This is a genomic window from Tabrizicola sp., assembly GCF_016792905.1.
Taxonomy (GTDB): Bacteria; Pseudomonadota; Alphaproteobacteria; order Rhodobacterales; family Rhodobacteraceae; genus Tabrizicola.
In genome coordinates, this window is sequence record NZ_JAEULP010000002.1 from 21780 (window position 1) to 48596 (window position 26817).

At 65.4% G+C, this 26817-nt stretch carries 24 protein-coding genes and 1 pseudogene; 13 read left to right on the forward strand and 12 right to left on the reverse strand.

Annotated elements, in window-relative coordinates; all coding sequences use genetic code 11:
- Window positions 1-20: 20 nt before the first annotated feature.
- Window positions 21-254, forward strand: a complete 234-nt coding sequence (hfq, locus tag JNL31_RS00490; RefSeq protein ID WP_008028786.1) for an RNA chaperone Hfq — start codon at window positions 21-23, stop codon at window positions 252-254.
- 95 nt (window positions 255-349) lie between these two features.
- A complete protein-coding gene (gene hflX / locus JNL31_RS00495; protein WP_294968475.1) occupies window positions 350-1585 on the forward strand; it encodes a GTPase HflX in 1236 nt (411 codons plus the stop codon).
- Between the two features lie 334 nt (window positions 1586-1919).
- Here the strand turns inward: hflX and JNL31_RS00500 are convergent, their stop codons facing one another.
- Window positions 1920-2423, reverse strand: a complete 504-nt coding sequence (locus JNL31_RS00500) for a GNAT family N-acetyltransferase (protein WP_294968407.1) — start codon at window positions 2421-2423, stop codon at window positions 1920-1922.
- On the reverse strand, window positions 2420-4885 hold the full coding sequence (locus JNL31_RS00505) for a penicillin acylase family protein (RefSeq protein ID WP_294968410.1): 2466 nt from the start codon (window positions 4883-4885) through the stop codon (window positions 2420-2422). Before JNL31_RS00505 ends, JNL31_RS00500 begins: the two co-directional genes overlap by 4 nt.
- Window positions 4886-4978: 93 nt before the next feature.
- On the opposite strand from JNL31_RS00505, the gene JNL31_RS00510 reads away from it, so the two are divergent.
- Window positions 4979-5842, forward strand: coding sequence for an NAD(P)-dependent oxidoreductase (locus JNL31_RS00510; protein WP_294968413.1), 864 nt, complete (start codon window positions 4979-4981; stop codon window positions 5840-5842).
- A gap of 61 nt (window positions 5843-5903) precedes the next feature.
- On the opposite strand, the gene JNL31_RS00515 is transcribed toward JNL31_RS00510, so the two are convergent.
- The 3 genes from JNL31_RS00515 to JNL31_RS00525 form a co-directional block, all read right to left on the reverse strand.
- Window positions 5904-6821 carry a hypothetical protein gene (locus JNL31_RS00515; RefSeq protein WP_294968416.1) on the reverse strand — a complete coding sequence of 306 codons (918 nt, stop codon included), beginning with the start codon at window positions 6819-6821 and terminating at the stop codon, window positions 5904-5906.
- 174 nt (window positions 6822-6995) lie between these two features.
- Entirely contained in the window at window positions 6996-7550 is a 555-nt protein-coding gene (locus JNL31_RS00520; protein WP_294968418.1) for a YSC84-related protein, read from the reverse strand.
- Between the two features lie 110 nt (window positions 7551-7660).
- Complete coding sequence (locus JNL31_RS00525; RefSeq protein WP_294968421.1) at window positions 7661-8251, reverse strand: sulfotransferase family 2 domain-containing protein; 591 nt, start codon at window positions 8249-8251, stop codon at window positions 7661-7663.
- 203 nt (window positions 8252-8454) lie between these two features.
- Between JNL31_RS00525 and recA the strand changes: the two genes are divergently transcribed.
- The 4 genes from recA to JNL31_RS00545 all read left to right on the forward strand — a co-directional run bounded on the left by recA (window position 8455) and on the right by JNL31_RS00545 (window position 13543).
- Window positions 8455-9525 (forward strand): recombinase RecA, encoded by a 1071-nt coding sequence (gene recA, locus JNL31_RS00530; protein WP_294968424.1) that lies wholly within the window; start codon window positions 8455-8457, stop codon window positions 9523-9525.
- A gap of 138 nt (window positions 9526-9663) precedes the next feature.
- Window positions 9664-12318: an alanine--tRNA ligase gene (alaS, locus tag JNL31_RS00535; RefSeq protein WP_294968428.1), complete on the forward strand. Its 2655-nt coding sequence runs from the start codon at window positions 9664-9666 to the stop codon at window positions 12316-12318.
- A gap of 1 nt (window position 12319) precedes the next feature.
- Window positions 12320-12610: a DUF1330 domain-containing protein gene (locus JNL31_RS00540; RefSeq protein WP_294968431.1), complete on the forward strand. Its 291-nt coding sequence runs from the start codon at window positions 12320-12322 to the stop codon at window positions 12608-12610.
- Between the two features lie 138 nt (window positions 12611-12748).
- Complete coding sequence (locus tag JNL31_RS00545) at window positions 12749-13543, forward strand: class II glutamine amidotransferase (RefSeq protein WP_294968434.1); 795 nt, start codon at window positions 12749-12751, stop codon at window positions 13541-13543.
- Between the two features lie 71 nt (window positions 13544-13614).
- On the opposite strand, the gene typA is transcribed toward JNL31_RS00545, so the two are convergent.
- The 3 genes from typA to JNL31_RS00560 form a co-directional block, all read right to left on the reverse strand.
- Window positions 13615-15432 (reverse strand): translational GTPase TypA, encoded by a 1818-nt coding sequence (gene typA, locus JNL31_RS00550; RefSeq protein ID WP_294968438.1) that lies wholly within the window; start codon window positions 15430-15432, stop codon window positions 13615-13617.
- Between the two features lie 158 nt (window positions 15433-15590).
- A complete protein-coding gene (locus JNL31_RS00555) occupies window positions 15591-16193 on the reverse strand; it encodes a YitT family protein (RefSeq protein ID WP_294968441.1) in 603 nt (200 codons plus the stop codon).
- Between the two features lie 41 nt (window positions 16194-16234).
- Entirely contained in the window at window positions 16235-16858 is a 624-nt protein-coding gene (locus JNL31_RS00560) for a YitT family protein (RefSeq protein ID WP_294968443.1), read from the reverse strand.
- A gap of 393 nt (window positions 16859-17251) precedes the next feature.
- Between JNL31_RS00560 and JNL31_RS00565 the strand changes: the two genes are divergently transcribed.
- Window positions 17252-17848: a hypothetical protein gene (locus JNL31_RS00565; protein ID WP_294968446.1), complete on the forward strand. Its 597-nt coding sequence runs from the start codon at window positions 17252-17254 to the stop codon at window positions 17846-17848.
- A 56-nt stretch (window positions 17849-17904) separates the two neighbouring features.
- Here the strand turns inward: JNL31_RS00565 and JNL31_RS00570 are convergent, their stop codons facing one another.
- The 4 genes from JNL31_RS00570 to JNL31_RS00585 all read right to left on the reverse strand — a co-directional run bounded on the left by JNL31_RS00570 (window position 17905) and on the right by JNL31_RS00585 (window position 20809).
- A complete protein-coding gene (locus JNL31_RS00570; RefSeq protein WP_294968450.1) occupies window positions 17905-19119 on the reverse strand; it encodes an NADP-dependent isocitrate dehydrogenase in 1215 nt (404 codons plus the stop codon).
- Between the two features lie 180 nt (window positions 19120-19299).
- Entirely contained in the window at window positions 19300-19884 is a 585-nt protein-coding gene (locus JNL31_RS00575) for an HD family hydrolase (protein ID WP_294968453.1), read from the reverse strand.
- Complete coding sequence (locus tag JNL31_RS00580) at window positions 19881-20150, reverse strand: hypothetical protein (RefSeq protein ID WP_294968456.1); 270 nt, start codon at window positions 20148-20150, stop codon at window positions 19881-19883. Before JNL31_RS00580 ends, JNL31_RS00575 begins: the two co-directional genes overlap by 4 nt.
- Complete coding sequence (locus tag JNL31_RS00585; RefSeq protein WP_294968459.1) at window positions 20150-20809, reverse strand: alpha/beta hydrolase; 660 nt, start codon at window positions 20807-20809, stop codon at window positions 20150-20152. The genes JNL31_RS00580 and JNL31_RS00585 overlap by 1 nt, the downstream gene beginning before the upstream one ends.
- A gap of 176 nt (window positions 20810-20985) precedes the next feature.
- On the opposite strand from JNL31_RS00585, the gene JNL31_RS00590 reads away from it, so the two are divergent.
- The 5 genes and pseudogenes from JNL31_RS00590 to sufC all read left to right on the forward strand — a co-directional run.
- Window positions 20986-21462, forward strand: a complete 477-nt coding sequence (locus tag JNL31_RS00590; RefSeq protein ID WP_294968462.1) for an Rrf2 family transcriptional regulator — start codon at window positions 20986-20988, stop codon at window positions 21460-21462.
- Entirely contained in the window at window positions 21455-22498 is a 1044-nt protein-coding gene (locus JNL31_RS00595; protein ID WP_294968477.1) for an aminotransferase class V-fold PLP-dependent enzyme, read from the forward strand. Before JNL31_RS00590 ends, JNL31_RS00595 begins: the two co-directional genes overlap by 8 nt.
- A gap of 12 nt (window positions 22499-22510) precedes the next feature.
- Window positions 22511-24046: a Fe-S cluster assembly protein SufB gene (gene sufB / locus JNL31_RS00600; protein WP_294968465.1), complete on the forward strand. Its 1536-nt coding sequence runs from the start codon at window positions 22511-22513 to the stop codon at window positions 24044-24046.
- Window positions 24046-26718, forward strand: coding sequence for a glycosyltransferase family 2 protein (locus tag JNL31_RS00605; RefSeq protein ID WP_294968468.1), 2673 nt, complete (start codon window positions 24046-24048; stop codon window positions 26716-26718). The genes sufB and JNL31_RS00605 overlap by 1 nt, the downstream gene beginning before the upstream one ends.
- A 20-nt stretch (window positions 26719-26738) precedes the next feature.
- A pseudogene (gene sufC / locus JNL31_RS00610) lies at window positions 26739-26817 on the forward strand (Fe-S cluster assembly ATPase SufC); the annotation flags it as partial.

Sequence of the window (26817 nt, forward strand, 5' to 3'; positions counted from 1 at the left end):
AAAAACAAGGCAAAGCAACGATGGCCGCTGACAAGCAAAACCTGCAGGACGCCTTTCTCAACCACGTCCGCAAAGCCAAGGTTCCGGTGACGATCTTCCTGATCAACGGCGTCAAGCTGCAGGGCGTGATCACCTGGTTTGACAATTTCTGCGTGCTCCTGCGCCGCGATGGCCAGTCGCAACTCGTCTACAAGCACGCGATTTCCACCATCATGCCGGGCGCGCCGATCAGCCTCTACGAAGGGGAAGACTGATCTCACAGACGCCGCAGGACGATGACGATCTCCTGTCGGACCGGGCGGGCCAGCGCCTGCGTGACACGGCTGCGGCGGCGACGCGGGCCTATGTCCTGCATCCGGCGCTGAAATCGGCCCATGCGCGCCGCCTGCCCGAACACGGACTTGCCGAGGCCGTGGCCCTTGCTGCCGCTCTGCCCGAGCTTGACGTGCAAGGCTCCGAGGTCGTCCGCCTGTCCCGCGTAAATCCCGGCACGCTTCTCGGCTCCGGCAAGGTGGCCGAGCTGAAGGACCGCTTCCACGACCTGAAGATCGATCTCGTGCTGATCGACGGTTCGGTCTCGCCGGTCCAGCAGCGCAACCTGGAAAAGGAATGGGGGGTCAAGCTTCTCGACCGGACCTCGCTGATCCTGGAAATCTTCGCCGACCGGGCCCGCACCAACGAAGGCGTCCTCCAGGTCGAACTCGCGGCGCTTTCCTACCAGCGCACAAGGCTGGTCCGCGCCTGGACCCACCTCGAACGCCAGAGGGGCGGCTTCGGCTTTGTCGGCGGTCCGGGGGAAACCCAGATCGAAAGCGACCGCCGCGCCATCGACGACCAGGTCGTCCGCCTGAAGCGCCAGCTTGAGCGGGTGGTGAAAACCCGCGAACTTCACCGCGCCGCCCGCCGCAAGGTGCCGTTCCCGCTGGTCGCGCTGGTCGGCTACACCAACGCCGGCAAGTCCACTCTCTTCAACCGGATGACCGGGGCCGAGGTGCTGGCCAAGGACATGCTCTTCGCCACGCTTGATCCGACGATGCGCGGCATCGTCCTTCCCTCTGGCCGCAAGATCATCGCCTCCGACACGGTGGGCTTCATCTCCGACCTGCCGACCCAGCTCGTCGCCGCCTTCCGCGCCACGCTGGAGGAAGTGCTGGAAGCGGACCTGATCCTCCATGTCCGCGACATCAGCCACCCCGAAAGCGCCGAACAGGCGCAGGACGTGGCCGACATCCTCACCTCGCTGGGCGTGAAAGCCTCGGTCCCGGTCTATGAGGTCTGGAACAAGCTCGACCTCGTCGACCCGGCAGCCCGCGTGGCGCTGGCCGCGAATGCCGAGGGGCGAACGAACGTCTTCCCGATCTCCGCCGTGACCGGCGAGGGCATCAACGACCTCCTCACCGCGATCAGCCAGGCCTTCGACGAAGAGAAGTCCGAGCGAACCCTCACCTTGCCCTTCGCCGAAGGCCGCAAACGCGCCTGGCTGCACCAGGAAGGCATCGTCGCGTCTGAGGAGGACACCGAGGACGGCCACCGCATCACCGTCCGCTGGACCGCCCGCCAGGAAAAGCGCTACCGCGATCTGTGACTCTCACCTCGCCTCCCGCCTTTCGTCTTTGCCAAATATCCCCGCCGGAGGCGCAAATGAGCCGTTGCGCCTTCCTCACCAGTCATCGCAAGTAGGCCGCTACCGCGAGCTGTAACCCTGCAGCGCAACCCGGCGACAAGCCCTTTCAGACTGGCCCAAATATCCCCGCCGGAGGCATCCCCTGCCTGCCACCCGCGCGCACCGTCGCCCTTTCATCTTTGCCCAAATACCCCCGCCGGAGGCAAACCCGAGCGCTTTTGCGTCCTTCACGCAAAAGCGCGAGACAAGGAATCTTCGCGCGTCAGCGCTCAATTCAAGAACCGCCCCGACCCGCTCAGGCCGCCGGTCCTCCACGCATCCGCGCCAGATACACGCTGTCGCACCACTCGTCCTTCCAGAGGAGCGTCCGCTCCGCCCGGTGCGTCTCGCGAAACCCCAGCCGGTCCAAGAGCCGGAGAGAGGCCGCATTGCGCGGGTCGACCTCGGCGGTGAGGTCCGGCAGGGCAGGGAACTCCGCCTCGACATGGGCGATCACCGCCGTCATCGCCTCGAAGGCCAGCCCCTTGCCCCAATGATCCGGGTGCAGCAGGAACCCCACTTCCGGCAACTGCCAGGCCCCGGCCTTGCCGATCACCTCGCCCTCCTTCTCGATCAGGAAATCCCGGCTGTCGGCCGCGGGCTCGACCAGAAAGCGCAGCCAGTGGCGGGTTTCCTCCAGCGTCTCGTGCTCGGGCCGCGACCAGTAGCGCATGGCGCGCGGGTCCGACATCAGCAGATGCACCGCCTCAAGGTCATCCCAGGTCGCCCGTCGCAGCACCAGCCGTTCGGTGCGGATCATTGCCCCTCCGGCGTCAGCACCATCACCCCGGTCGCCGCCGCCCGTGCAAGCTCGGGGTCCAGAGACATCGGGATATACTCCCCCCGCCGCCACAACTCGCCCAAGTCGTCATAGTGGCGGCTGAGCGGATGCCCGGACTGCCCGGTCGCGATGATGAAGACCGATGAATCCGGGTCGGCAAAGTCGTAGACCCCGCGATACCCGGCCGAGTGCACGTTCTGATAGGGCTCCGGCCCCTCGCCCCGCGTGACGCCGCGCATCAGCGTGTCATCGCCGCCGCTGGTCGACTGCCGGATGTTCACGAAATACTTGATGAACGGCACATCCCCCAGCACCGGATGGTCATGCGTCGCCTGGTGCGCATCGCCCCAGCGCCAGCTTTCGAGGTTCGGCCCGTATGTCTCGGTCAGCTCCAGAAGCGCCTCGTCCAGCGCGATCCGGGCGATGTCGGTGCAGCTTTCCACCGCCGCCGACTGGATCACGTCGCACCAGACCGATGCGCCATCCACGTTGCGATAGACCCGCTCGATGAAGACCGGCGAGATATGGGTGAAGCTTTCCGCCATCGCGCCCAGTTCGTCCTGGATCAGCCGCTTCTGCACCGCGCGCAGCCAGGCCTCGGCGATCAGCGGCTCCGGCAGATGCTCGTTCATCTCGCCGTTCCACTCTGCCAGCAGGACCAGCGCCCGCTGGCGCAGATGCTCCGGCGTGCCCTCCGGCGCCGCTTCCCCGGTGAACCACAGGTCCGCCCCGATCAAGGGCAGCAGCGACCGTGCCGTCGGATTCACCGTGTCGAGCTGCGCCTCGATGAAGCTTTCCCGCGTATGGACCTCGCGCGCCTTCATCAGCGTCAGCCAGCGCTGGATCCGCTGCGTGTCGCCCCAGTCGAAGCTGACATGGCTGGGGAACGGCCGGTCCACCGTCTTGTTGTTGGTATTGCCCAGAAGCCCCGAGGTCGGATCACGGAAACTCGGGTTCTCCTCATAGGGCAGCACCCCCTTGAACCCCACCCGCGCATCCGACCCCAAGGCGGGCAGCCGCCCCTGCGACGGATGACCCGGATCGCGCGCCGGAAGCACCCCCATCACTTGCAGGGCAATGCCAGACCCGTCCGCCAGCATCACGTTCTGTGCCGGCGCCACCACCTTGCGTCCGGCCTCGATCGCCTGATCCACGTCTCCCGCCCGCATCAGCGCCATTGCTCCGCTCAAGCTGGTGTCCGCCCCCGACAGCGCCGTCCAGCTGATCGCCGCGACATGCCCGGCAGGCGTGATCGACCCCAGGTCATAATGCCCCCCGGGCAGGATCGGCCCGTTCTTCGACCAGCGCAGCGTCAGCGTCACGGGTTCCGCATCCTTGACCTTGATGATCGACTGACGGCTCTCGAACTTCGCCCAGCCCTCCGGCGTCTGGTACTCTTCCTTGTTCTCCGGGTTCAGCGCTTCGATCACCACGTCCTGGTCGTCGACATAGGCCGTGGTCAGCCCCCAGCCCAGCTTCTCCGACCGCCCGACCAGCACCAGCGGCACGCCGGGGATCGTCCCCCCGATCACCCCGCCGGAGGACAGCTCCAGCCGCGCCAGATACCAGATCGTCGGCGCGGTCAGCCCCAGGTGCGGGTCGTTCGCCAGCAGGCTGCCCCCCGCCGCCGACCGGGCCGGGCTTGCCGCCCAGGAATTCGACGCCCCCGCCATCGCGGGATCCGCCACGGGCGAGAACGGCCCCTCGGCGAACTCGACCGGCTTCGAGGATGGCACGACGCCCGGCACCAGGCTCGCATAGTCCGGCAGGGCCGCAATCGCCTGGCCCGGATCGTCCGGCAGGATGTCCGCCAGCCGCTCGGGCGACAAAAGCAGCGACACCCGCGCCCGCAGCACCTCGGTCTGCAGGGCGCTCGACAGCTGCAAGGCCATCAGCTTCAGGATGGCGATCGAATCCGCCGGGGCCCAGGCCGAAATCTCCGGCTCGAACAGGAAGAACTCCGGCGCCCCACGGCCCCGCGCCCCCTTGTTCACCTCCCCGATCCAGGCGTTCACCCCGGCCGAATAGGCCTCCAGCGCCGCCAGCGTTTCCGGGTCCTGCGCCTTGACCGATGTCAGCGCCAGCCCATAGAGGTCATAGCGCCGCATCAGCTCGTCGACCTTCACCGTCGAGGGCCCGAAGATCTCGGACAGCCGCCCCTGCGCCGTGCGCCGCAGCATCGTCATCTGCCACAGCCGGTCCTGCGCATGGGCAAACCCAAGCGCGTAGAACACATCCGCATCGGTCTTGCCGAAGATATGCGGCACGTTGTCGTTGTTGCGCACGATCTCGACCGGGGCCGAGATGCCCGCCACGGTGAAATCCTCGTCATAGTCGATCAGCGACCGCGACAGGATGTAATATGCCAGAAGGGCGGCAATCACCCCCAGCCCGGTAAGACCGGCGACAATCCGGATCAACCAGCGAAAGGCGGTCAGCATGTGGGCCTGTGCATCGGGGCCTGTCCTTGACGGCGGGAACGGGATCGGTTCCTAGTCGATGCGCTGGTGAAGGGCAATGACAAGGGGAAGCAGATGGCGAAAGTGGCATTTCTTGGCTTGGGAGTCATGGGTTTCCCGATGGCCGGCCATCTTGCCGCCAAGGGGCATGAGGTCACGGTCTACAACCGCTCGCCTGCCAAGGCTGCGGCCTGGGCGGCGAAGCACAAGGGCAGGACCGCCGCCACCCCGCGCGAGGCCGCGAAGGGGGCCGAGTTCGTGATGGCCTGCGTCGGCAATGACGACGACCTGCGCCACGTCTGCATCGGTCCCGACGGCGCCTTCTCCGGCATGTCGCCCGGCGCCGTCTTCGTCGATCACACCACGGTCTCGGCCAATGTCACCCGCAAGCTCGGCGTGCAGGCGGCGGGGGCAGGCCTTGCCTTCCTCGACGCGCCGGTCTCGGGGGGCCAGGCAGGGGCGGAAAACGGCCAGCTCTCGATCATGTGCGGCGGCGACCCGGCAGACTATGCCCGGGCCGAGCCGGTGATGGCCGCCTATGCCCGCATCTGCCGCCTGATCGGCCCGCAGGGCGCGGGGCAGCTGGCCAAGATGATGAACCAGATCTGCATCGCGGGCCTGATGCAGGGCCTCTCCGAGGCGCTGGCCTTCGGCCAGAAGGCGGGCCTCGACGGCGAAAAGGTGGTCGAGGTCATCGCGCAGGGCGCGGCAGGCAGCTGGCAGATGGTCAACCGCCACAAGACCATGCTGGCCGATCAGTTCGACTTCGGCTTCGCCGTCGACTGGATGCGCAAGGACCTCGGCATCTGCCTTGATACCGCCGACGAGATCGGCGCGCGGCTCCCGGTGACGGCGCTGGTCGACCAGTTCTACAAGGACGTGCAGCTGATGGGTGGCGGTCGTAACGACACGTCGAGCCTGATCAGACGGTTGAAGTGACAGCTGGCACCCCGCGCACCATCCGTAGGTCGGGGCTTGCCCCGACTCCTTCCGCTTCCCCCTAACTCAACGGCGGAAAGCTCGCCTGCGCCACCGCATAAAGGTTGTCGAGGTCCACCCAGCCTTTCAACCGGGCCTTGTTTCCAAACTCACCCGTAATCACCCCGTCTGACTGGAACTGTCGCTTCACAGCCCCCGATTGCCAGCCATTCCCCTGGCCTCCGTCGCAGGTCGACCATTCGCTGCCCGAGGCGTCAAGAACCACGCCGACATGCTGGAACTGCGCCGGCTTGTCATATTGCGCCAGAAGGTAGATGTCCCCCGGCAGGGGCCGGTTGCCGCCCGCGAACGGCACCCAGCATTTCTTCGCGGGCGAATATTGCGTGTCCACGGCCTGCGCCAACTGTTCCCACCAGGTCGTGGGCGAGGTCAGGTACATGTTTCCCGCCCCCGACACATGCACCTTGAACGCCCCCGGCTGCCCGGGCGGGATCACCGGCAGCCTGGTGAAGACCCGGCCCGGGAACTCGCCGCAGCCGGTCGCGCCCGCCGGTCCGCTGCCGCCACTGGTCAGCCCGGTGGGTGGCACCAGCATCCGCGCCGTCTGCACATACTTGCGCCGCACCGGCGAATTCGGCCCTGCCACGCTCGGCCCGCTCGGTGCCTTGGGCGCCGTGGCCGCGCCGCCCAGCACTGCCGCCAACTTGCCGAGCTGGTCCAGAAGCTCCAGCAGCACCTTTTCGGTCTTGCCGCCAGCGTCGACCCGGCTGTCGGGATAGCACTGGTTCGTCGCCTGGAACCGCTTGATCGCGCTCATGGTCATTCCGCCGCAGATGCCGTCGCTGGCAAGTGCCGGGGCCGCCCCGCCTTTGCCCATCGGCACCGCATTCAGCATCGACTGCACAAGCCGGACGTCGGGCCCCTGGTTCTTGCCGCCGAACCCAACCGAGCCCTTCAAGACGGATGACGGAACTGCCATCGCAAGACTCCCTTCTGAAAATGACTTGAAGGCGCAGGATACCCTCCCTGCGCCCGTCCGTCACGTCCGGAAGCCGCTACCCCGCCCTGCCGGGCAAAGGTTAAAATTGTCTGAACCTCCGCGCCCAACCCATTGAAATCATTGGGTCGAAAAATCTGTCCACCGTGGACAGGCTCAGGGGATGATCCGGGTATACTTGATCCCCGACAGCGTCGCCCCGGCGATCAGGCCCTGCTGGCCGAAGACCAGCGCGATCACCTCGTTCAGCTCGGTGGATTCCTTGCCGATCGAGGCGCCTTCCTCCGGGCTCGCATAGCGGATGTCCCCGCCCACCGCCCAGCCCGATCCGCGCCGGAACTTCTCCAGCGCATCGGGGGTCATGAAGAACAGGGCATGAGCATACTGCTGCGCCCCGATCTGCAACCCGAACGAGCCCTTCGCCGCGGCATAATAGTCGACCGTGACCCCCTGGATCCGCAACGCCCCGCGCCCGAATGCCCCGCCAAAGCCAAGCCCCGCCTCGGTCATCAGCGGCATGTAGAGCACGCCCGCCGCGCGGGAAGCCAGGTCGCGGGTGCCGGGATACTGGTTGAACAGGTACTCCTGCGTCGCGCTGACCCGCGCCTCGATCTGGCTTGCCCCGTTCGACCCGATTCCGTTGTTGCAGGCCGCCAAGGCAAAGGCCCCCGCGCCGAAGGCCAGCCCGCGCCGTGTGATCATGTCGGTCATTCTGTCCGCCCTTTCATGCCTCATGGGGTCTCGCTCGCCCCTTGGCGCGAAAGGTAGCCGCTTTCCGCCCGCCTGTCATGCCCCGAAACCCGGGGCCGGCAAGCCCGCGCCTAACCTGTCAGCGTCCGGTACAAAGCGAAATCTTCCGCCGCCACCTCGCGCAAAAGGGTTTCCGTCTCCGCCGACAGTTCCAGCGCCCCCGGTGGCGAGACGTTCAGCCTGGGCAGGATGATCTCGCACCCCAGCCGCTCCTCCAGGAAATGCACGAAGCTCCCGATCGCCTCATAGCGGAAGAGGCGATCCACCCCCGCGCCCTGCCGCGGCCGCAGGAACTTGCCCTGGCTGCCCACATCCGCGAAATCGGGCCGCTGGTCCTGGCACCAGGCCCGGACGAAGTCATCGAAGCTCATCCCCCTGGTCGACTTCCCCGCCTCCGTCTCCTCGCGCTGGCGGAAGCGATACCAGGACCCCAGCCAATCCCTCGGTTCGCGCATCAGGGCGACCACGGTGAAGCTGTCCTTCGACGCGGCCTCCAGGAAGGGCCCGATGAATCGGCGATAACGATGCACCGTGGTGTGCTTCAGAAGCGGCGGACGCTGGATCGACACCGCCGCCAGCGATTCGAGCGCGGCGGCAATCGCGGTCGAGCCGGTCTTCGGCGTGGCCAGAAATGCCAGCCTCTGCTCAAAGAACACCAGCATGGAAGCCCTCCGCCTCAAAAATTCCGCCTCCTGCCGGGTGCAGGGGCGGTGCCGTCAACACTCCCTTAACCAAACCGGGAAGAAACTGCCACTGCGAGAAACAGGTTGAAATGTTCCCTTTTTGTTTGCATAAGTGCAAGAACACTTGGGGAACACGGGCAAGGATTGCCGCCCAGATGCGGCTATGAAATAAGGAGAACGACATGGCGGTGGCTAACCTTCTCGACCTCGGGAGCAAGCGGGATATGGACAAGTCGAAGGCGCTGGAAAGCGCACTCGCGCAGATCGAACGGCAGTTCGGCAAGGGCTCGATCATGCGGCTTGGTGCCGACAGCCCGGCGATGGAGATCGAGGCGACCTCCACCGGCTCCCTCGGCCTCGACATCGCGCTCGGCATCGGCGGTCTGCCCAAGGGCCGGATCATCGAGATCTACGGGCCGGAGTCGTCGGGCAAGACCACGCTGACCCTGCATGCGGTGGCCGAGGAACAGAAGAAGGGCGGGGTCTGCGCCTTTGTCGACGCCGAACACGCGCTTGACCCGCAATATGCCAAGAAGCTGGGCGTCAACCTTGACGAACTGCTGATCTCGCAGCCCGACACCGGGGAACAGGCGCTGGAGATCGTCGATACGCTCGTCCGTTCCGGCGCGGTGAGCATGGTCGTGGTCGACTCGGTCGCAGCGCTGGTGCCGAAGGCCGAGATCGAGGGTGACATGGGCGACATGCAGATGGGCTCGCAGGCCCGCCTGATGAGCCAGGCCATGCGCAAGCTGACCGCCTCGATCGGTCGTTCGAACTGCATGGTGATCTTCATCAACCAGATCCGGATGAAGATCGGCGTGATGTTCGGCTCGCCAGAGACCACCACCGGCGGCAACGCCTTGAAGTTCTACGCTTCCGTCCGCCTCGACATCCGCCGCATCGGCGCGATCAAGGACCGGGACGAAGTCGTCGGCAACACCACCCGCGTCAAGGTGGTGAAGAACAAGGTCGCGCCCCCCTTCAAGCAGGTGGAATTCGACATCATGTATGGCGAGGGGATTTCGAAGACCGGGGAACTGATCGACATCGGCGTCAAGGCCGGGGTCGTGGAGAAGTCCGGCGCCTGGTATTCCTTCAAGGACGAACGCATCGGGCAGGGCCGCGAGAACGCTAAGGCGTTCCTGAAGCAGAACCCCGGCGTGGCGCTGGAGATCGAGGACAAGATCCGCGCCGCCAACGGGCTCGACTTCACGATGGCCGGTGAGGACAGCGGGGACGTGCTGGACGAATGACCTCCGCCGCAATCCGACAAAGGCCGGAAGCCCTGCTTCCGGCCTTTTTTCATTGGGCTGCGGGCGGATGGTGGACAGGCCCACTGCGGGGGGCTACACGGGGTTCGATTTTCCGTTTCTGCCCAAGGACCGCGCCACATGGCCTCGCTGAACGACATCCGCTCCACCTACCTCGACTTCTTCCGCCGCAACGACCACCGGGTGGTGGACAGCTCGCCCCTCGTGCCCCGGAACGACCCGACGCTGATGTTCACCAATTCGGGCATGGTGCAGTTCAAGAACCTCTTCACCGGGGTCGAGACGCGGGATTACAAGCGCGCGACCACTGCGCAGAAATGCGTGCGGGCGGGCGGCAAGCACAACGACCTCGACAATGTGGGCTACACGGCGCGGCACCATACCTTCTTTGAAATGCTGGGGAATTTCTCGTTCGGAGACTATTTCAAGGACCAGGCCATCGCCTTCGCCTGGGAGTTGCTGACCAAGGACTTCGGCCTGGCCAAGGACAAGCTTCTGGTCACCGTCTACCACACCGACGATGAGGCCGCAGGGATCTGGAAGAAGGTCGCCGGTCTGTCTGATGACAAGATCATCCGCATCCCGACCGACGACAACTTCTGGCGCATGGGGCCGACCGGTCCCTGTGGCCCCTGCACGGAAATCTTCTACGACCATGGCGACCATATCTGGGGCGGCCCCCCCGGCAGCGCGCAAGAAGACGGCGACCGCTTCATCGAGATCTGGAACAACGTCTTCATGCAGAACGAACAGTTCGCCGACGGGCGACTGGTTCCGCTGGAGATGCAGTCCATCGACACCGGCATGGGGCTGGAGCGGATCGGGGCGCTCTTGCAAGGCAAGCACGACAACTACGACACCGACCTGATGCGCAGCCTGATCGAGGCCAGCGCGAACGCGACCTCCCAAGACCCTGATGGGCCGGGAAAAATTCACCATCGGGTCATCGCCGACCACCTGCGCTCAACCTCTTTCCTGATCGCCGACGGAGTGATGCCGTCGAACGAAGGCCGGGGCTATGTGTTGCGCCGCATCATGCGCCGCGCCATGCGGCATGCCCACATGCTCGGTGCGCAGGACCCGGTGATGTACCGGCTGGTTCCGGCACTGGTGCGGCAGATGGGCGGGGCCTATCCGGAGCTGACCCGCGCGCAGGCGCTGATCGAGGAAACGCTGAAGCTGGAGGAAACCAAGTTCAAGCAGACCCTCGACCGCGGGTTGCGGCTTCTGGACGACGAACTGGCCCGGCTGCCCGAGGGTGGCGCGCTCCCCGGTGCCGCGGCTTTCAAGCTGTATGACACCTACGGTTTCCCGCTTGACCTGACCCAGGACGCGCTGCGCGAAAAGGGCCGCGAGGTCGATGTGCCGGGCTTCGACGCGGCAATGTCGGAACAGAAGGCCAAGGCCCGCGCCGCCTGGGCTGGCACCGGCGCTGCGGGTGATGCGAAGATCTGGTTCGACCTGGCCGAAGAGCACGGCGTGACCGAGTTCCTCGGCTACGACACCGAAACCGCCGAGGGCGTGATCACGGCGCTCGTCCGCGACGGGGCGGCCATCGGCCAGGCTTCGGAGGGCGAGGCCGTGCAGATCGTCGTCAACCAGACCCCGTTCTACGCCGAATCCGGCGGCCAGGTCGGCGATGCCGGGTTTATCCGCACGGATACCGGAACGGTCGAGGTCAGCGATGTGAAGAAGGCGGCCGGAGTCTTCATCCACATCGGGCATGTCACGCAAGGCACTGTGATCAAAGGGCAACCGGCGAAGCTGGAAGTGTCCCACGGCCGCCGCTCGGCGATCCGCGCCAACCATTCGGCGACCCACCTCCTGCACGAGGCGCTGCGCCGCACCCTCGGCGATCACGTCGCCCAGCGGGGCTCCCTCAACGCCGCCGACCGCCTGCGCTTCGACTTCAGTCATTCGGCGGCGATCGCGGCTGATGACCTGTCCGGCATCGAGGCCGAGGTCAACGCCTTCATCCGCCAGAATTCCCCGGTCGAGACCCGGATCATGACCCCCGACGACGCCCGCGCCATCGGGGCGCAGGCCCTGTTTGGCGAGAAATACGGCGACGAGGTGCGGGTGGTGTCGATGGGCACGCTCGACGGGTCGGGCAAGGGCGGCGACGGCAGGACCTATTCGCTTGAGCTTTGCGGCGGCACCCATGTGGCGCGCACCGGCGACATCGGGGCGATGGTGCTTCTGTCGGAAAGCGCCTCCTCTGCCGGGGTCCGCCGGATCGAGGCGCTGACCGGGCAGGCGGCGCTGGACCATCTGCGCCAGCAGGACGCGCGGCTGAACGACATCGCGGCGATCATCAAGGCCCCGGCGGGTGAACTTGCCGACCGCATCCGGGCACTTTTCGATGAACGGAAGGCGCTCGCGAACGAGGTCGCCCAACTGCGCCGCGAGGTGGCGATGGGCGGCAAGGCTGCGGGACCGTCGCCCAAGGAAATCAACGGGGTGAAGTTCATTGCTCAAGTGCTTTCCGGCGTCTCGGGCAAGGACCTTCCGGCGCTGATCGACGAGATGAAGGCCCGCCTTGGGTCCGGGGCCGTGCTTCTCATCGCCGACACCGGCGCGAAACCGGCGGTGGCTGCGGGCGTGACCCAGGACCTGACGGCGAAACTTTCCGCCGTGACGCTGGTCAAGGCCGCAGCCGAGGCGATGGGCGGCAAGGGCGGCGGCGGCCGTCCCGACATGGCGCAGGCTGGCGGCGCGGACATTTCCCAGGCCGACGCTGCCATCAAGGCGGCCGAAGCCGCGATAGGGGCCTGACATGCCCACCGCTCTCTGGATCGCCCATGTCCATGTGACCGACGCCGAGGCCTATGGCCGCTACGCCAAGGGCGCGACCGAGGCCATCCAGGCCCATGGCGGCGTCTTCCTCGCCCGCGGCGGGCGCTATGTGCAGCTGGAAGGCAACGACCGCTCGCGCAACGTGGTCGCCCGTTTCCCGAGCCTGGAGCGCGCGGTGGAATGCTACAACTCGCCCGCCTATCAGGCGGCGCTCGCCCATGCGAAGGGCGCGGCGGTGCGCGACCTGATGGTCGTCGAGGAGATCGAGTAGGGGATTCCTCCCGAAGTTTTCATTGAATTGAGGGGACTTTTCCTGCGGGCCGGCGCAATCCGTGCTAGTCTGAAAAGAAAAGAACCCGAGGCGTGTGATGCAGTTCCGTTCCCGCTCCTGCCCGTTGGGGCCCCGCTGATGTGCCGCTGGGCCGCCTATACCGGCGCGCCGATCTTCCTGGAGGAGATCGTGAGCCGACCCGGTCACAGCCTGATCCACCAGAGCCATTGCGCCACGCAGTGCCACACGGCGATCAACGCGGATGGCTTCGGCATCGCCTGGTATGGTGCCAGGCCGGAGCCGGGCCTTTTCCGCGACGTGCTGCCTGCCTGGTCGGACCCGAACCTGAAAAGCCTGACCGCCCAGGTGCAGTCGCATCTCTTCCTCGCCCATGTCCGCGCCTCGACCGGCACCGCGACCAGCCGCAACAACTGCCACCCCTTCACCCATGGCCGGTGGAGCTTCATGCACAATGGCCAGGTCGGCGGCTATGACAGCTTCCGCCGCGATGCCGACATGATGATCCCTGAAAGCCTCTATCCCCACCGCAAGGGCGCCACCGACAGCGAGGCGCTGTTCCTGGTCGCCTTGGCCGAGGGACTGGACCAAGACCCGCGCGGAGCCTTGGAACGCGCGGCGGCCCGGTTCATCCGGCTGGCTCGGGACAAGGGGCAGGGGCCGCATCTGCGGATGACGGCGGCGCTGTCCGATGGGCAAAGGCTTTACGCGGTGCGCTACGCGACCGACGATGCCGCACCGTCCCTCTACCACCGCTGGTCAGACACAAGGCAAGGGCGCGCTGTGGTGTCAGAGCCGCTGGAAGCGGAAGAAGGCGGCTGGGAGGAAGTCCCGCCCTACAGCTTCTGCACCTTTGATGGCGAGACGGCGATGGTCGAGGATTTCCTGCCCTGCCGCCTCGCCGCTGCCGCCTGACCGGGGCCAAATTCCTTAGGCAAGGAGTTTGACAAAAACTTTCCTTAAAATTCTTGCCCTCGCCCCGACCGTCACTCCTTCCGCGACGCCCGCTTGCGCTCGTTCGGGTCCAGCTCGCGCTTGCGCAGCCGGATGATCTTCGGCGTCACTTCCACCAGCTCGTCGTCGTCGATATAGGCAATCGCCTCTTCCAGGCTCATCTTGATATGCGGCGTCAGCCGCACCGCCTCGTCGGTGCCCGAGGCGCGGACGTTGGTCAGCTTCTTGCCCTTCAGCGGGTTGACCTCAAGGTCGTTGTCGCGGGAATGCTCTCCGATGATCATGCCGACATAGACCTGCTCCTGCGGGCCGATGAACATCCGCCCCCGGTCCTCCAGGTTCCACAGCGCATAGGCGACCGAAACCCCGGCTTCGGTCGAGATCAGCACGCCCTGCCGCCGACCCTGGATCGGGCCCTTGTGCGGGGCGTGGCCGTGGAAGATGCGGTTCAACACGCCGGTCCCGCGGGTGTCGGTCAGGAACTGGCCCTGATAGCCGATCAGCCCGCGCGAAGGCACATGCGCGATGATCCGGGTCTTGCCGACGCCCGCGGGCTTCATCTCGACCAGATCACCCTTGCGCTCGCCGGTCAGCTTGTCGATGACCGCGCCGGAATATTCGTCGTCCACGTCGACGATGACTTCCTCGATCGGCTCCTGCCGCTGCCCGTCGATCTCCTGCATGATCACGCGGGGGCGCGAGATCGACAGCTCGAACCCTTCGCGGCGCATGTTCTCGATCAGCACGCCCATCTGCAATTCGCCCCGGCCCGAGACCTCGAAAGCCTCGCCGCCGGGGGTGTCGGCGACCTTGATCGCGACGTTGACCTCGGATTCCTTCATCAGCCGGTCACGGATCACCCGGGACTGCACCTTGTTGCCGTCGCGGCCCGCGAGCGGCGAGTCGTTGATGCCGAAGGTCACGGTGATCGTCGGCGGGTCAATCGGCTGGGCGGGAAGGGCGGTGTCCAGTTCCAGCGCGCAGAGCGTGTCGGCGACTGTCGCCTTGGTCATGCCCGCCAGCGTGACGATGTCGCCTGCGACGGCCTCGTCGATCTGGGTCTGGCTGAGGCCACGGAAGGCGAGGATCTTCGTGACCCGGAACTGCTCCAGCCGCTCACCGTCGCGCGACAGGGCTTTCAGCGAGGTGCCGGTGGTGATCTTTCCGGTCTCGACCCGGCCGGTCAGGATGCGGCCCAGATAGGGGTCGGCGGAGAGAGTGGTCGCCAGCATCGAAAAGGGCTCGTCCTGCCGCGCCAGCTGCTTCGGGGCCGGGACGTGGCGCACGATCAGGTCAAAGAGGGCTGATAGGTCCTTCCGTGGCCCGTCCAGCTCGGCATCCGCCCATCCGGCGCGGCCCGAGGCGTAGACATGGGGGAAGTCGAGCTGGTCGTCGGTCGCGCCGAGGTTGGCGAACAGGTCGAAGACCTCGTTAAGCGCGCGGTCGGGTTCGGCGTCGGGCTTGTCGACCTTGTTCAGCACGACGATGGGGCGCAGGCCGAGGGCCAGGGCCTTGGTCAGCACGAACTTGGTCTGCGGCATCGGTCCTTCGGCGGCATCGACCAGCAGGCAGACCCCGTCCACCATCGACAGGATCCGCTCCACCTCGCCGCCGAAATCGGCGTGGCCGGGGGTGTCGACGATGTTGATCCGCGCGCCGTTCCATTCGACCGAGGTACACTTGGCCAGGATGGTGATCCCGCGTTCGCGTTCGATGTCGTTCGAATCCATGGCGCGTTCGGAAACCGCCTGGTTGTCGCGGAAGGCGCCGCTCTGCTTCAGAAGCTCGTCGACAAGGGTGGTCTTGCCGTGGTCGACGTGGGCGATGATCGCGATGTTGCGCAGTTCCATGGGGTCCGGGTCCTGAAAGGGTTGGCGGGGGCCTTACAGGGTTTTCCGGCGGCTGGCCAGAGGGGCAAGGCTGTCCACGGTGGACAGATTTTCGGACGCAACGAAATCAAGGGGTTGCTCGCGGACGTTCAGAAAATCTTAACACATGCCCGCCGAGGTCAGGCGGCGATATAGCGGTCGCGGCGATGGTTGATCGCGATGACGAGGTTCACCACCACGGCGCCGAGGAAGCTGATCAGGACGGCTTTGGCCTCGACCACAAGAAAGGCCAGCGCGAACAGCACCGCGTCGAAACCCAGTTGCACCCAGCCCGCCCGCCAGCCAAGCCGGTCCTGCAGGAGAAGGGCCACGATGCCGATGCCACCAAGGCTCGCCCCGTGCCGGAACAGCGCGAGGAGCGCCGAACCGGAGAGGAAGCCGAAGAGCACCGCGCCGAGCCAGGGGTTGAGGCTGGCAAAGCTGACCTGACCCGGCATCCAGAGGCTGAGGCCGGACAGAAGCCCGACGGCCAGAAAGGTCTTGGCGGTGAAGGCCGCACCCATCCGCAGGTAGCCGAGCAGGTAGAAGGGCAGGTTGATCGCGAAGAACACCGGCCCGAAGCCCCAGCCGGTCGCGTAGGAGACCAGCACGGCCAACCCTGCGGTTTGCCCGGTGACAAGGCCGAGATGGGTGAGGATCACGATGCCGAAGGCCGCCATCGTCGCGCCATAGACGATGCCCTGGGCATCCTCGGTCAGGCTGTGGTGGTCGGTGTCGGTCATGGCAGCGGGACTACCCCGGCTATCAGGCGGACGAAAGACCTTCAGACTGCGACATATCGGTCGCGGCGGTGGTTCACCGCCAGGAACAGCGAGAAGACCGCCGCGCCGAGGAAACTGTAGCCGAGGGTGTCGAATGGCAGGACCAGCGCCGCAAGGCCGAAGATCACCACATCGGACAGAAGCTGGGCGTGGCCCGCCGGAAAGCCGGTACGGTCCTGCAACTCGATCCAGAGGACGGAAAGCCCGCCGAAGCTGCCGCCGTGACGGATGGCTGCCAGGCCCGCGATGCCGAAAAGGAGGCCGAAGAGGATGGCGGCCACCGCGGGCTCGATCCGGCCTAGCTCGATCCACTGCGGCAGGACGGCGACCAGCGCCGAAAGGGCGGCCGTCGTGACCAGCGTCTTCAGTGCGAACCGCGCGCCCATCCGGCGCCAGGCAAGGCCGAGGAAGGGCAGGGTGACGGCAAAATAGACCGCCGGAAAGGGCAGCCCGGTCAGATGGGCGATCAGCACCGCAAGCCCGGTGGTCTGGCCGGTGACAAAGCCCATATGGGTCAGGATATGCATGCCAAAGGCGGCCATGACGACGCCGAAGCCGATGCCCTGCGCATCATCCACCGCGCTGTGGCGGAGGCGGTCGGTCAGTTGGTCGGGACGGTCGGGCATGAATCACCTCTCTGGCCAGATGGGTCATATATTATGACGCATAACAAGTCAACATGGCTGACCTTTTATCGATCCGAGGCGCGGCGTCCGCGAGGCAGTAATCCGCAATTGGATACTGCCCGGAAACCATCCAGGATTGTGCGGATAGCTTGTTTCCCACGCAATGATTGTTTGTGCGCAATCAAGTTGCGATTTTAATCATTGTGGCGAAATAAAGCTGAAAATCGATACCTCTTTCGCCATATTGGACGCCCATATTCAATTACGGGTTGAATAAGACTTCCCAGGAAGACGGATCTGTTCAAACCAGACGGTCAAATTGTCGATCTGGTCGGGAACAAAGGCAAACTGGATCCGCCTTTCCCACTGGTGTTTGCCAATGGAGGCGATGAAATGACTTTTGAAATCATGCGGAAGATCAAGAAACTGCCGACGTCACGGACAGGCCTGGGCCAGACGGCCGCGCCGACCCTTCTGGTGGCGCTGATGCTCGCTGCAGCTCCGGCAGGCGCAGGCATTCTGGGGGTTGACGTTGATGTCGATGTCGACGTTGGCGGCGGCGGCGGCGGCGGCGGCGTCGGTGTTGGCGCGAGCGTCGGGGTAGGGGGTACCAATGTCGATGCCGACGTCGGACTTGGCGGTGCGGGGGTCGGTGTTGACGTCAGTATCGGCACTGGCGTTCCGGGCGGGCCGACAGTTCCGGGCATGCCGGGCGTCGTCAAGCCGGGCGTGCCGAAAGTCGCCTCCGGCGCAGGCGGCTTTGTCTGTGCCAAGGACGGCAATGAAACCGCCTACAACGGGTTCGTCGTCCGCGATCGTGACGGCGCCATGATCGGCTGGGTCCATGAAGCCACCGTTTCGAAAAGCGGAAAGCTGCTGGCGATGCGAATCCAGTCCACCGGAAACGGCTGCTACAAGCTGGCCAATGCGGGATTCCGGATCAGCAACAATGAAGTCTGGGCGAATGTCGACGGGAATTCGTTCCGCTGAAAAGAAGAAGGCCCGGGCCTAATTCCCGGGCCTCGATCAATTGGTCGTCGCGGCAATTACCCCTTCAGGGCTTTCCCCAGGTATTCGTCGACCTTTTCCAGATAGCCCATCGTCGTCAGCCATTTCTGGTCCGGCCCCACCAGCAGCGCGAGGTCCTTGGTCATGTAGCCGTCTTCCACGGCATCGACCGTCACCTTTTCCAGCGTGGTGGCGAAGCGCATCAGCGCATCGTTGTTGTCGAGCTTGGCGCGGTGCTTCAGGCCCCCGGTCCAGGCGTAGATCGAGGCGATGGAGTTGGTCGAGGTCTGCTTGCCCTTCTGGTGCTCGCGGTAGTGGCGGGTCACGGTGCCGTGGGCGGCTTCCGCTTCCACGATCTTGCCGTCGGGCGTCATCAGCACGCTGGTCATCAGCCCCAAGGAGCCGAAGCCCTGCGCCACGATGTCGGACTGCACGTCGCCGTCGTAGTTCTTGCAGGCCCAGACGTAGCCGCCCGACCATTTCAGCGCCGAGGCCACCATGTCGTCGATCAGCCGGTGTTCGTAGGTCAGGCCGCGCTTCTTGAATTCCTCGGCGAACTCCGCGTCGAAGACCTGCTGGAAGATGTCCTTGAAGCGGCCGTCATAGGCCTTGAGGATGGTGTTCTTGGTCGAAAGGTAGACCGGAACGTTGCGCACCAACCCGTAGTTCAGCGAGGCGCGGGCGAAGTCGGTGATCGAGTCGTCGAGGTTGTACATCCCCATGTAGACCCCGGCCGAGGGGGCGGAATAGACGTCCTTTTCGATGGTAGTGCCGTCGTCGCCGACGAATTTCATCGTCAGCTTGCCCGCGCCCGGGAAGCGGAAGTCGGTCGCGCGGTACTGGTCGCCGAAGGCGTGGCGGCCGACGACGATGGGCTGGGTCCAGTGCGGCACGAGGCGCGGGACGTTCTTGCAGATGATCGGCTCGCGGAAGATCACGCCGCCGAGGATGTTGCGGATCGTGCCGTTCGGCGATTTCCACATCTGCTTCAGGCCGAATTCTTCCACGCGGGCTTCGTCCGGGGTGATCGTCGCGCATTTGACGCCGACGCCGTATTTCTGGATCGCATGGGCGGCATCGACCGTGACCTTGTCCTCGGTGCGGTCGCGCTCCTCGATGCCGAGATCGTAGTAGTGCAGGTCGATGTCGAGGTAGGGCAGGATCAGCTTTTTCTTGATGAAGTCCCAGATGATCCGGGTCATCTCGTCGCCATCAAGCTCGACGACGGGGTTCAATACCTTGATCTTCGACATGCGGTCCTCCTGTCGGGATTCGTTGCGGGGTGCATAGCGGAAAAGCGCGGGCTTGGGAAGGGCGGTATGCGATTGTATACCGAAATGTCGCGGAGCTTGGAGGGCCCTGTTGCCGATGCCTTCGTCACCCCTCCTGACGGATCGTTCCCGTCGAGACGTCGCGGTCGCACGAGGAGGAGGTTAGCCAAACCAGGGCCGGGACTTTTCCTTGACCCAGGCCCACAACCCCGGTGCGCCCCTGGCGATCTTCAAACCGACGCGGGATTCCAGCTGGTCGAAGGTGACGTCATAGGTCTTCCACGTCCCCCCGCCGGACATCAGGTTCGCCATCACCGGCTGCACCCGATCGAGCGACTTGGCGAAGCGGGCGTCGGGGGACTCTGCGGTCTCGAAGTCCTCCCAGAGCGCGCGAAGATCGGTGGACAGGTCCTTGGGAAGCAAGCCGAAGATCCGGTCGGCGGCTTTCGTCTCGGCGGCCTGCGTTTCGGCGCTGGCATGGGCCTGACCGTTCTGTGAATGGATCGGCACGTCGCCGACGTCGATCTCGACCAGGTCATGGATCAAGAGCATCCGGATCACCCGGTTGATGTCCACGCCGGGCCCGGCCTGATCGGCCAGCACCAGCGCGTAAAGCGCCAGGTGCCAGGAATGTTCGCCGGAATTCTCGGGCCGCGAGCCGTCGACCAGCGTCGTCGCGCGCAGCACCGATTTCAGCCGGTCGGCCTCGTTCAGGAAGGCGAACTGGGCCTCCAGCCGGTCGCTCAATGGCCCATGCCGCCGAAATCGACCGGCGCCTCGGGCTCCTCGTCGATCTCGCCACGCTTGGCGGCCAGCGCCTTTTCCAGGAAATCCCGGCCCCGGCGTTCGGCGAGGCGAACGCGGACCGAAGTGATGTAGGCCTCCTGGAAGGTGGGGGAGGCGGCCATGATCACCTTCGCGACCTTTTCGTAGAAGCGGTCGTCGCCCAGCTCCGTCTCGGCGGCAAGCACGTCCTCGGCGAGCTGGTCGGCCATTTCCTGCAGGGTCGCCATCAGCGCGTCCCCTCGGTCATCCTCCGGCGGACATAGTCCGAAACCGTCTGGATCATCGGCTTCATATGCGCCTCTTCGTCCTTGAAGAAATGATCCGCACCCTCGACCTCGACATGGGTGATGGTGATGCCCTTCTGTTCGTGCAGCTTGTTGACCAGCGACTTGGTGTCCTTGGGCGGGGCCACCTTGTCGGCGGTGCCGTTGATGATCAGGCCGGAGGAGGGGCAGGGGGCGAGGAAGGAGAAGTCGTAGAGGTTCGCGGGCGGCGCGACCGAGACGAAGCCGGTGATTTCCGGCCGACGCATCAGAAGCTGCATGCCGATCCAGGCGCCGAAGGAAAAGCCCGCGACCCAGCATTGCTTGGAGTTCTGGTTCATCGCCTGCAGGTAGTCGAGCGCGGAGGCCGCGTCGCTGAGTTCGCCGATGCCCTGGTCATATTCGCCCTGCGACCTTCCGACGCCGCGGAAGTTGAAGCGCAGCACGGTAAAACCCAGGTTGTAGAAGGCGTAATGCAGGTTGTAGACGACCTTGTTGTTCATCGTGCCGCCATAGGCGGGGTGCGGATGTAGCACGATGGCAATCGGGGCGTCGCGGTCCTTTTGCGGGTGGTAGCGGCCCTCAAGGCGTCCGTCGGGGCCGGCAAAGATCACTTCGGGCATTGCACTCTTCTCATGCGGGAGCGATTTCTTGACGCTTTCGCTCGGCTAAACTAGAACCGTTCTAAAGCGGGCCAAGGCTGCCTTGGACCGGCTTTCCGGGGCTTGACTGAGGTAATGTGTGAAGCACTTGGCGTCAATGCGGTTGCGATTCCCCGAGAGGGGGCAGGAGGCAGGGAATGAAGCTTTCGACCAAGGGACGCTATGCGATGGTGGCGCTGGCCGACCTGGCGCTGGCCGAGGCTAAGTCGGGGGGCGACGACCTTGTCTCGCTGGCCGCGATCTCCAAGCGGCAGGACATCAGCCTGCCCTATCTGGAGCAGCTGTTCGTCAAGCTGCGCCGCGCGGGCCTGGTCGAGGCGGTGCGGGGGCCGGGAGGCGGCTACAAGCTCGCCCGCGCGCCCAACGACATCCGCATCTCGGAAGTGATGGAGGCGGTGGAGGAAACCGTCGATGCCATGCACACCGGCGCGGGGGCGAGCGGGGGGCTTTCCGGCAGCCGCGCCCAGTCGCTGACCAATCGTCTCTGGGAAAGCCTGTCGGCCAACGTCTATGTCTTCCTGCATCAGGTGCGGTTGTCGGACGTGGTGAAGAACGACCTGACGCCCTGTCCCGCCGTGCCGAACCTGTTCCGCGTGGTCGATGACCATGACTAGGCTCTATCTCGACTGGAACGCGACCGCCCCCCTCCGCCCCGAGGCGAAGGCGGCGATGGTCGCGGCGATGGAGGTGGTGGGCAACCCGTCCTCGGTCCATGCCGAGGGGCGGGCGGCCAAGTCGTTGATGGAACGGTCGCGCGCGAAGGTCGCGGCGGCCCTGGGCGCGGAGGGGGCGGACATCGTCTTCACCTCGGGTGCGACCGAGGCGGCGGCCCTCGCCTGCGCCGGGCGCGGGCTGGTCTGCGCGCCGGTCGAGCATGATGCGGTCGCCGCCTGGTGCGAGGCGGGCCTGCCGGTGGACGGGCAGGGCAGGGTGGCCGTCGCCGATCCGGCCCGGACCACCCTGCAACTGGCCAACAGCGAGACGGGTATCCTTCAGGACCTGCCGCAGGGCCTTGCTGTCAGCGACCTGACGCAGGCTTTCGGCAAGGTGCCTTTCGCCTTCAACTGGCTGGGTTGCGACAGGGGCCTTGTGTCGGCGCACAAGCTGGGCGGGCCGAAGGGCATCGGCGCGCTGGTAGTGCGGCAGGGCATCGAGGTGCCGTCGCAGCTGAAAGGCGGCGGGCAGGAGATGGGCCGCCGCGCCGGGACCGAGAACCTGATCGGCATCGCCGGTTTTGCCGCCGCCGCCGAAGCCGCCGCGCGCGATCTGGCCGATGGCGTCTGGGACGAGGTGGCAGAATTTAGAAATATTCTAGAATCAGAGTTGTCGGCTGCGGGAAAAGAAACTATTTCCGTCGGGAATGGTTCGCCAAGGCTGCCGAACACGCTCTGCCTGATTGCCCCCGGCTGGAAGGGCGAGACGCAGGTGATGGCGATGGACCTTGCCGGGTTTGCCATCTCGGCGGGCTCGGCCTGTTCCTCGGGCAAGGTGCGGGCCAGCCGGGTCCTGACTGCGATGGGCTTTGATCAGGCCCTTGCGGCGCAAGCGATCCGGGTCTCGCTTGGCCCGGGGGTGACAAAAGACGATGTGGGGCGGTTCGCGAAGACCTGGACCGCCGCCTATGCCAAGGCCCGCGCGCGGGCTGCCTGAAAGGAAACGCCGATGACCGCCGTTCTGGATACCACCGAGGCCGCCGCCCAAGCTGTTGAGGTTCGCGATGGTGTCGATCGCGAGACGATCGAGACCGTGCAGGCGATGGCCGGCAAGTACAAGTACGGCTGGGAAACCGAGATCGAGACGGAATACGCCCCGAAGGGCCTGTCCGAAGACATCGTCCGCCTGATCAGCGAGAAGAACGGCGAGCCGGAGTGGCTTCTGGACTGGCGTCTTGCCGCCTATCGCCGCTGGCTGAAGATGGAAGAGCCCCGCTGGGCGATGCTGAACTACCCGGAAATCGACTATCAGGACCAGTATTACTACGCCAAGCCGAAGAGCATGGCGAAAAAGCCGAAGTCGCTGGACGAAGTCGATCCTAAACTGCTGGCGACCTATGCCAAGCTCGGGATTCCGCTGAAGGAACAGATGCTTCTGGCCGGTGTTGAAGGTGAGGCGGAACCGCGCAAGGTGGCGGTGGACGCGGTGTTTGACTCGGTGTCGGTGGGCACGACCTTCAAGGCTGAACTGGCGAAGGCCGGGGTGATCTTCTGCTCGATCTCCGAAGCCGTGCGGGAACACCCGGAGCTGGTGAAGCAGTACCTCGGCTCGGTCGTGCCGCCGACCGACAACTTCTTCGCCACGCTGAATTCGGCGGTCTTCTCGGACGGCTCCTTCGTCTACATCCCCAAGGGCACCAAATGCCCGATGGAACTGTCGACCTATTTCCGCATCAACGCGGAAAACACCGGCCAGTTCGAGCGAACGCTGATCATCGCCGACGAGGGCGCCTATGTCAGCTACCTGGAAGGCTGCACCGCGCCGAAGCGCGACACCAACCAGTTGCACGCCGCAGTGGTCGAGATCGTGATCCTGAAGGATGCCGAGGTGAAATATTCCACGGTGCAGAACTGGTATCCGGGCGACGAGAACGGCAAGGGCGGGATCTACAACTTCGTCACCAAGCGCGCCGACTGCCGGGGCGACCGGGCCAAGGTGATGTGGACGCAGGTGGAGACGGGGTCGGCGATCACCTGGAAATACCCCTCCTGCATCCTGCGCGGCGACGATTCGCAGGGCGAGTTCTATTCGATCGCCATCGCCAACAACGCCCAGCAGGCCGATACCGGGACCAAGATGGTCCACCTTGGCAAGCGGACGAAAAGCCGGATCGTCTCGAAGGGCATCTCGGCGGGCCGGGCGCAGAACACCTATCGCGGCTTGGTGTCGATGCACCCGAAGGCCAAGGAAAGCCGCAACTACACGCAGTGCGACAGTCTCCTGATCGGCGACAAATGCGGGGCGCATACCGTGCCTTACATCGAAGTGCGCAACAATTCCTCGCGCGTCGAGCATGAGGCGACGACCTCGAAGGTGGATGAGGACCAGCTGTTCTACTGCCGCTCGCGCGGGATGGACGAGGAAGAGGCCGTCGCCCTGGTGGTGAACGGCTTCTGCAAGGAAGTCCTGACCGCCCTGCCGATGGAATTCGCGATGGAGGCGCAAAGCCTGGTCGCGATCAGCCTGGAAGGCTCGGTCGGCTGATGGAAGACCGGGCGGAGACCGGGACTGCGGCCGAGGGGCCGGCGTCGGCACGTCCGGTCGGCACGGGCCGCAAGGTTCTGTTCTCGGCGATGAAGAACGAGGCGCCCTTCCTGCTGGAATGGGTCGCCTACCACAAGGCCATCGGCTTCGACGAGATCGTCATCTGTTCCAATCCCTCCAACGACGGGACCGAGGAATTGCTGGCCGCCCTGGCCGGGGCAGGCGAGATCGGGCACCTGCGCGCGACCGTTCCGCCGGGTGCCTCGCCGCAATATCTTGCCACGCAGGCCTTCGAGCGCGAGGTGGGCTTCCGCGACGGCGACTGGTACCTGTGGCTGGACGCGGACGAGTTCCTCAATGTCCATGTCGGCGACCGGACGGTGACGGCCCTGGTGGATGCCATGGGGGGCAAGCAGGTCGCCCTGATCAAATGGCGCATCTTCGGGTCGAGCGGCCGGAAGACATTTCCCGGGCGCTTTGTGTCGGACGCATTCACCGGCGCGGCAGAGGCGAAGTTCAAGTTCAACTCGGGGCTGAAATCGTTCTTCCGGTTCGGCCCCGCCCTGCACGGATTCGCCCGCCACGGAATTCACCGTCCACGCGTTGTGCGGGATTCGGGGCTTGGTCCCGAGGATGTGCTGGTCGGAACCGGCAAGACCTCGGCGCCAGACCACAAGATCCACCGCCGCTGGCTGGCGGGTGACGATTTCGTCCGCACGAGCAGCGTCAGCCCGTTCGAATGCGGCTGGGCGCTGGCGCAAATCAACCACTACATGGTCCGGACCGCGGATCACTTCGCGCTGAAAGCGCTGCGCGGCCGCGGATACATGCCGCGCCAGAGGGTCGGCACCAACTCCCGGCACACGCCGCAGTTCTTTGCCGAGCATGACCGCAACGAAGCGGAGGACCGCTCGATCCTGCATTGGGACGGTGCCGTGACCGAGGGGATCGCGCGACTGCGGGCGCTGCCCGCCGTGGCCGCCGCCGACCATGCCGCGCGTGACCTGGTGCGCGAGGCCCTGGCCCTCTCCGCTGCCGCGGCGGAACCGGACGCGCCCGAAACCGCCGTGGCGGCTGCGCGGCCCCGGCGGGTCTTGTTCTCGGCGATGAAGAACGAGGCGCCCTTCCTGCTGGAATGGGTCGCCTACCACAAGGCCATCGGCTTCGACCAGATCGTGATCTGTTCCAACCCTTCCAACGATGGAACCGAGGAACTGCTCGCCGCACTGGCCGGGGCGGGGGAGATCACGCATCTGAGGGCGGCTATTGTTCCGGGCAAGTCCCCGCAGCGAATCGCCTCAACCATCTTCACCCAGAAGCTCGGCTACCGGGACGGAGACTGGTATCTCTGGCTGGATGCCGACGAATTCCTGAACGTGCATGTGGGCGATGGCACGGTCGGGGCCTTGATCCGGCACATGGGCGACAAGGCCTGCGCGCTTGTCAACTGGCGGGTCTTTGGCAGCAGCGGCAACACGGCCTTCGGCGGCCGGTTCATCGACGCTGCATTTTCGGGCGCCTCGCGAAGCGATTTCGCCGCAAACCGCGAGCAGAAGGCGTTCTTCAGGCAGTCCCCGGCCTTTCGCGGTTTCGCGCGCTTTGGCATCAATCGGCCGCTGGTGGCCCGGAATTCGACCCTGCGGCATGGCGATGTGCTGGCAGGGAGCGGCGCCACGGTCTCGGAAAGCCATGTCATGCACGGCCGCTGGCTCAAGGGCGTCGACTCGGGCGGAACCGCGCGCGTCGCGGCAGAGGATTTCGGCTGGGATCATGCGCAGATCAACCATTACATGGTGCGGACGCGCGATTTCTTCGCGTTGAAACGCTTGCGCGGCCGGGGTTACAAGGCTGCCGCCACGGGCGAGGCGAACCTGCGGCATACCGACGAATTCTTCCGGGCGAACGACCGGAACGAGGCGGAGGATCGCTCGATCCTGCGCTGGCAGGATGCGGTGACGCAGGAAATCGCCCGCCTGATGGACCGGCCCGAAGTCGCAGAAGCGGCCGAGTCTGCCTCGGCCAAGGTCAAGGATGTCATGTCTCAGGTTGCACCGCCGCCCGCCGATCCGGCCCAAAGCCCCGATGTCGCGCCAAAGCCGAAGGTCCAGTTCAAGCTGACCTTCCCGCAGCAAGAGCGCGACTATATGGTCCGGGCCTATGCCGACGCGAAGGTGATCCTGGAATACGGCAGCGGCGGGTCCACCGTCATGGCCGCGCAGGCAGGCTGCAGGGTGATAAGTGTCGAAAGCGACAAGGCCTGGGCGGAAAGCCTGGCGGGCGTGCTGAAGGGCATTTCGGACAAGGCGCATGTCCATCACGCCGACATCGGCCCGACCCGTGCCTGGGGCTACCCGAGCCAGAATGACAGGGTCCAGTCCTATCACACCTACGCCCTGTCCGTCTGGGACCGGCGCGATTTCCAGGACCCCGACCTCGTGCTGATCGACGGGCGGTTCCGTGCCGCCTGCCTGGCTGCGGTCAAGATGCGCGCAAGGCGCCCCACGACGGTGTTGTTCGACGATTATGTCGACCGCCGCTACTATCACGCGGTGGAGAAGCTGGCCGTGAAGGAAGAGGTCATTGGCCGCCTGGCCCGCTTCACCGTCACCCCCGGGCCGGTTCCGCCAGAGATGCTTACCCAGGTCATCGGCTGGTTCCACGACCCGCGCTGACCGACCAAAGGAAATGAAAGATGCTTGAAATCAACAACCTGCACGTCAAACTTGAAGATGAGGACAAGGTGATCCTCCGTGGTGTCGACCTGAAGGTCG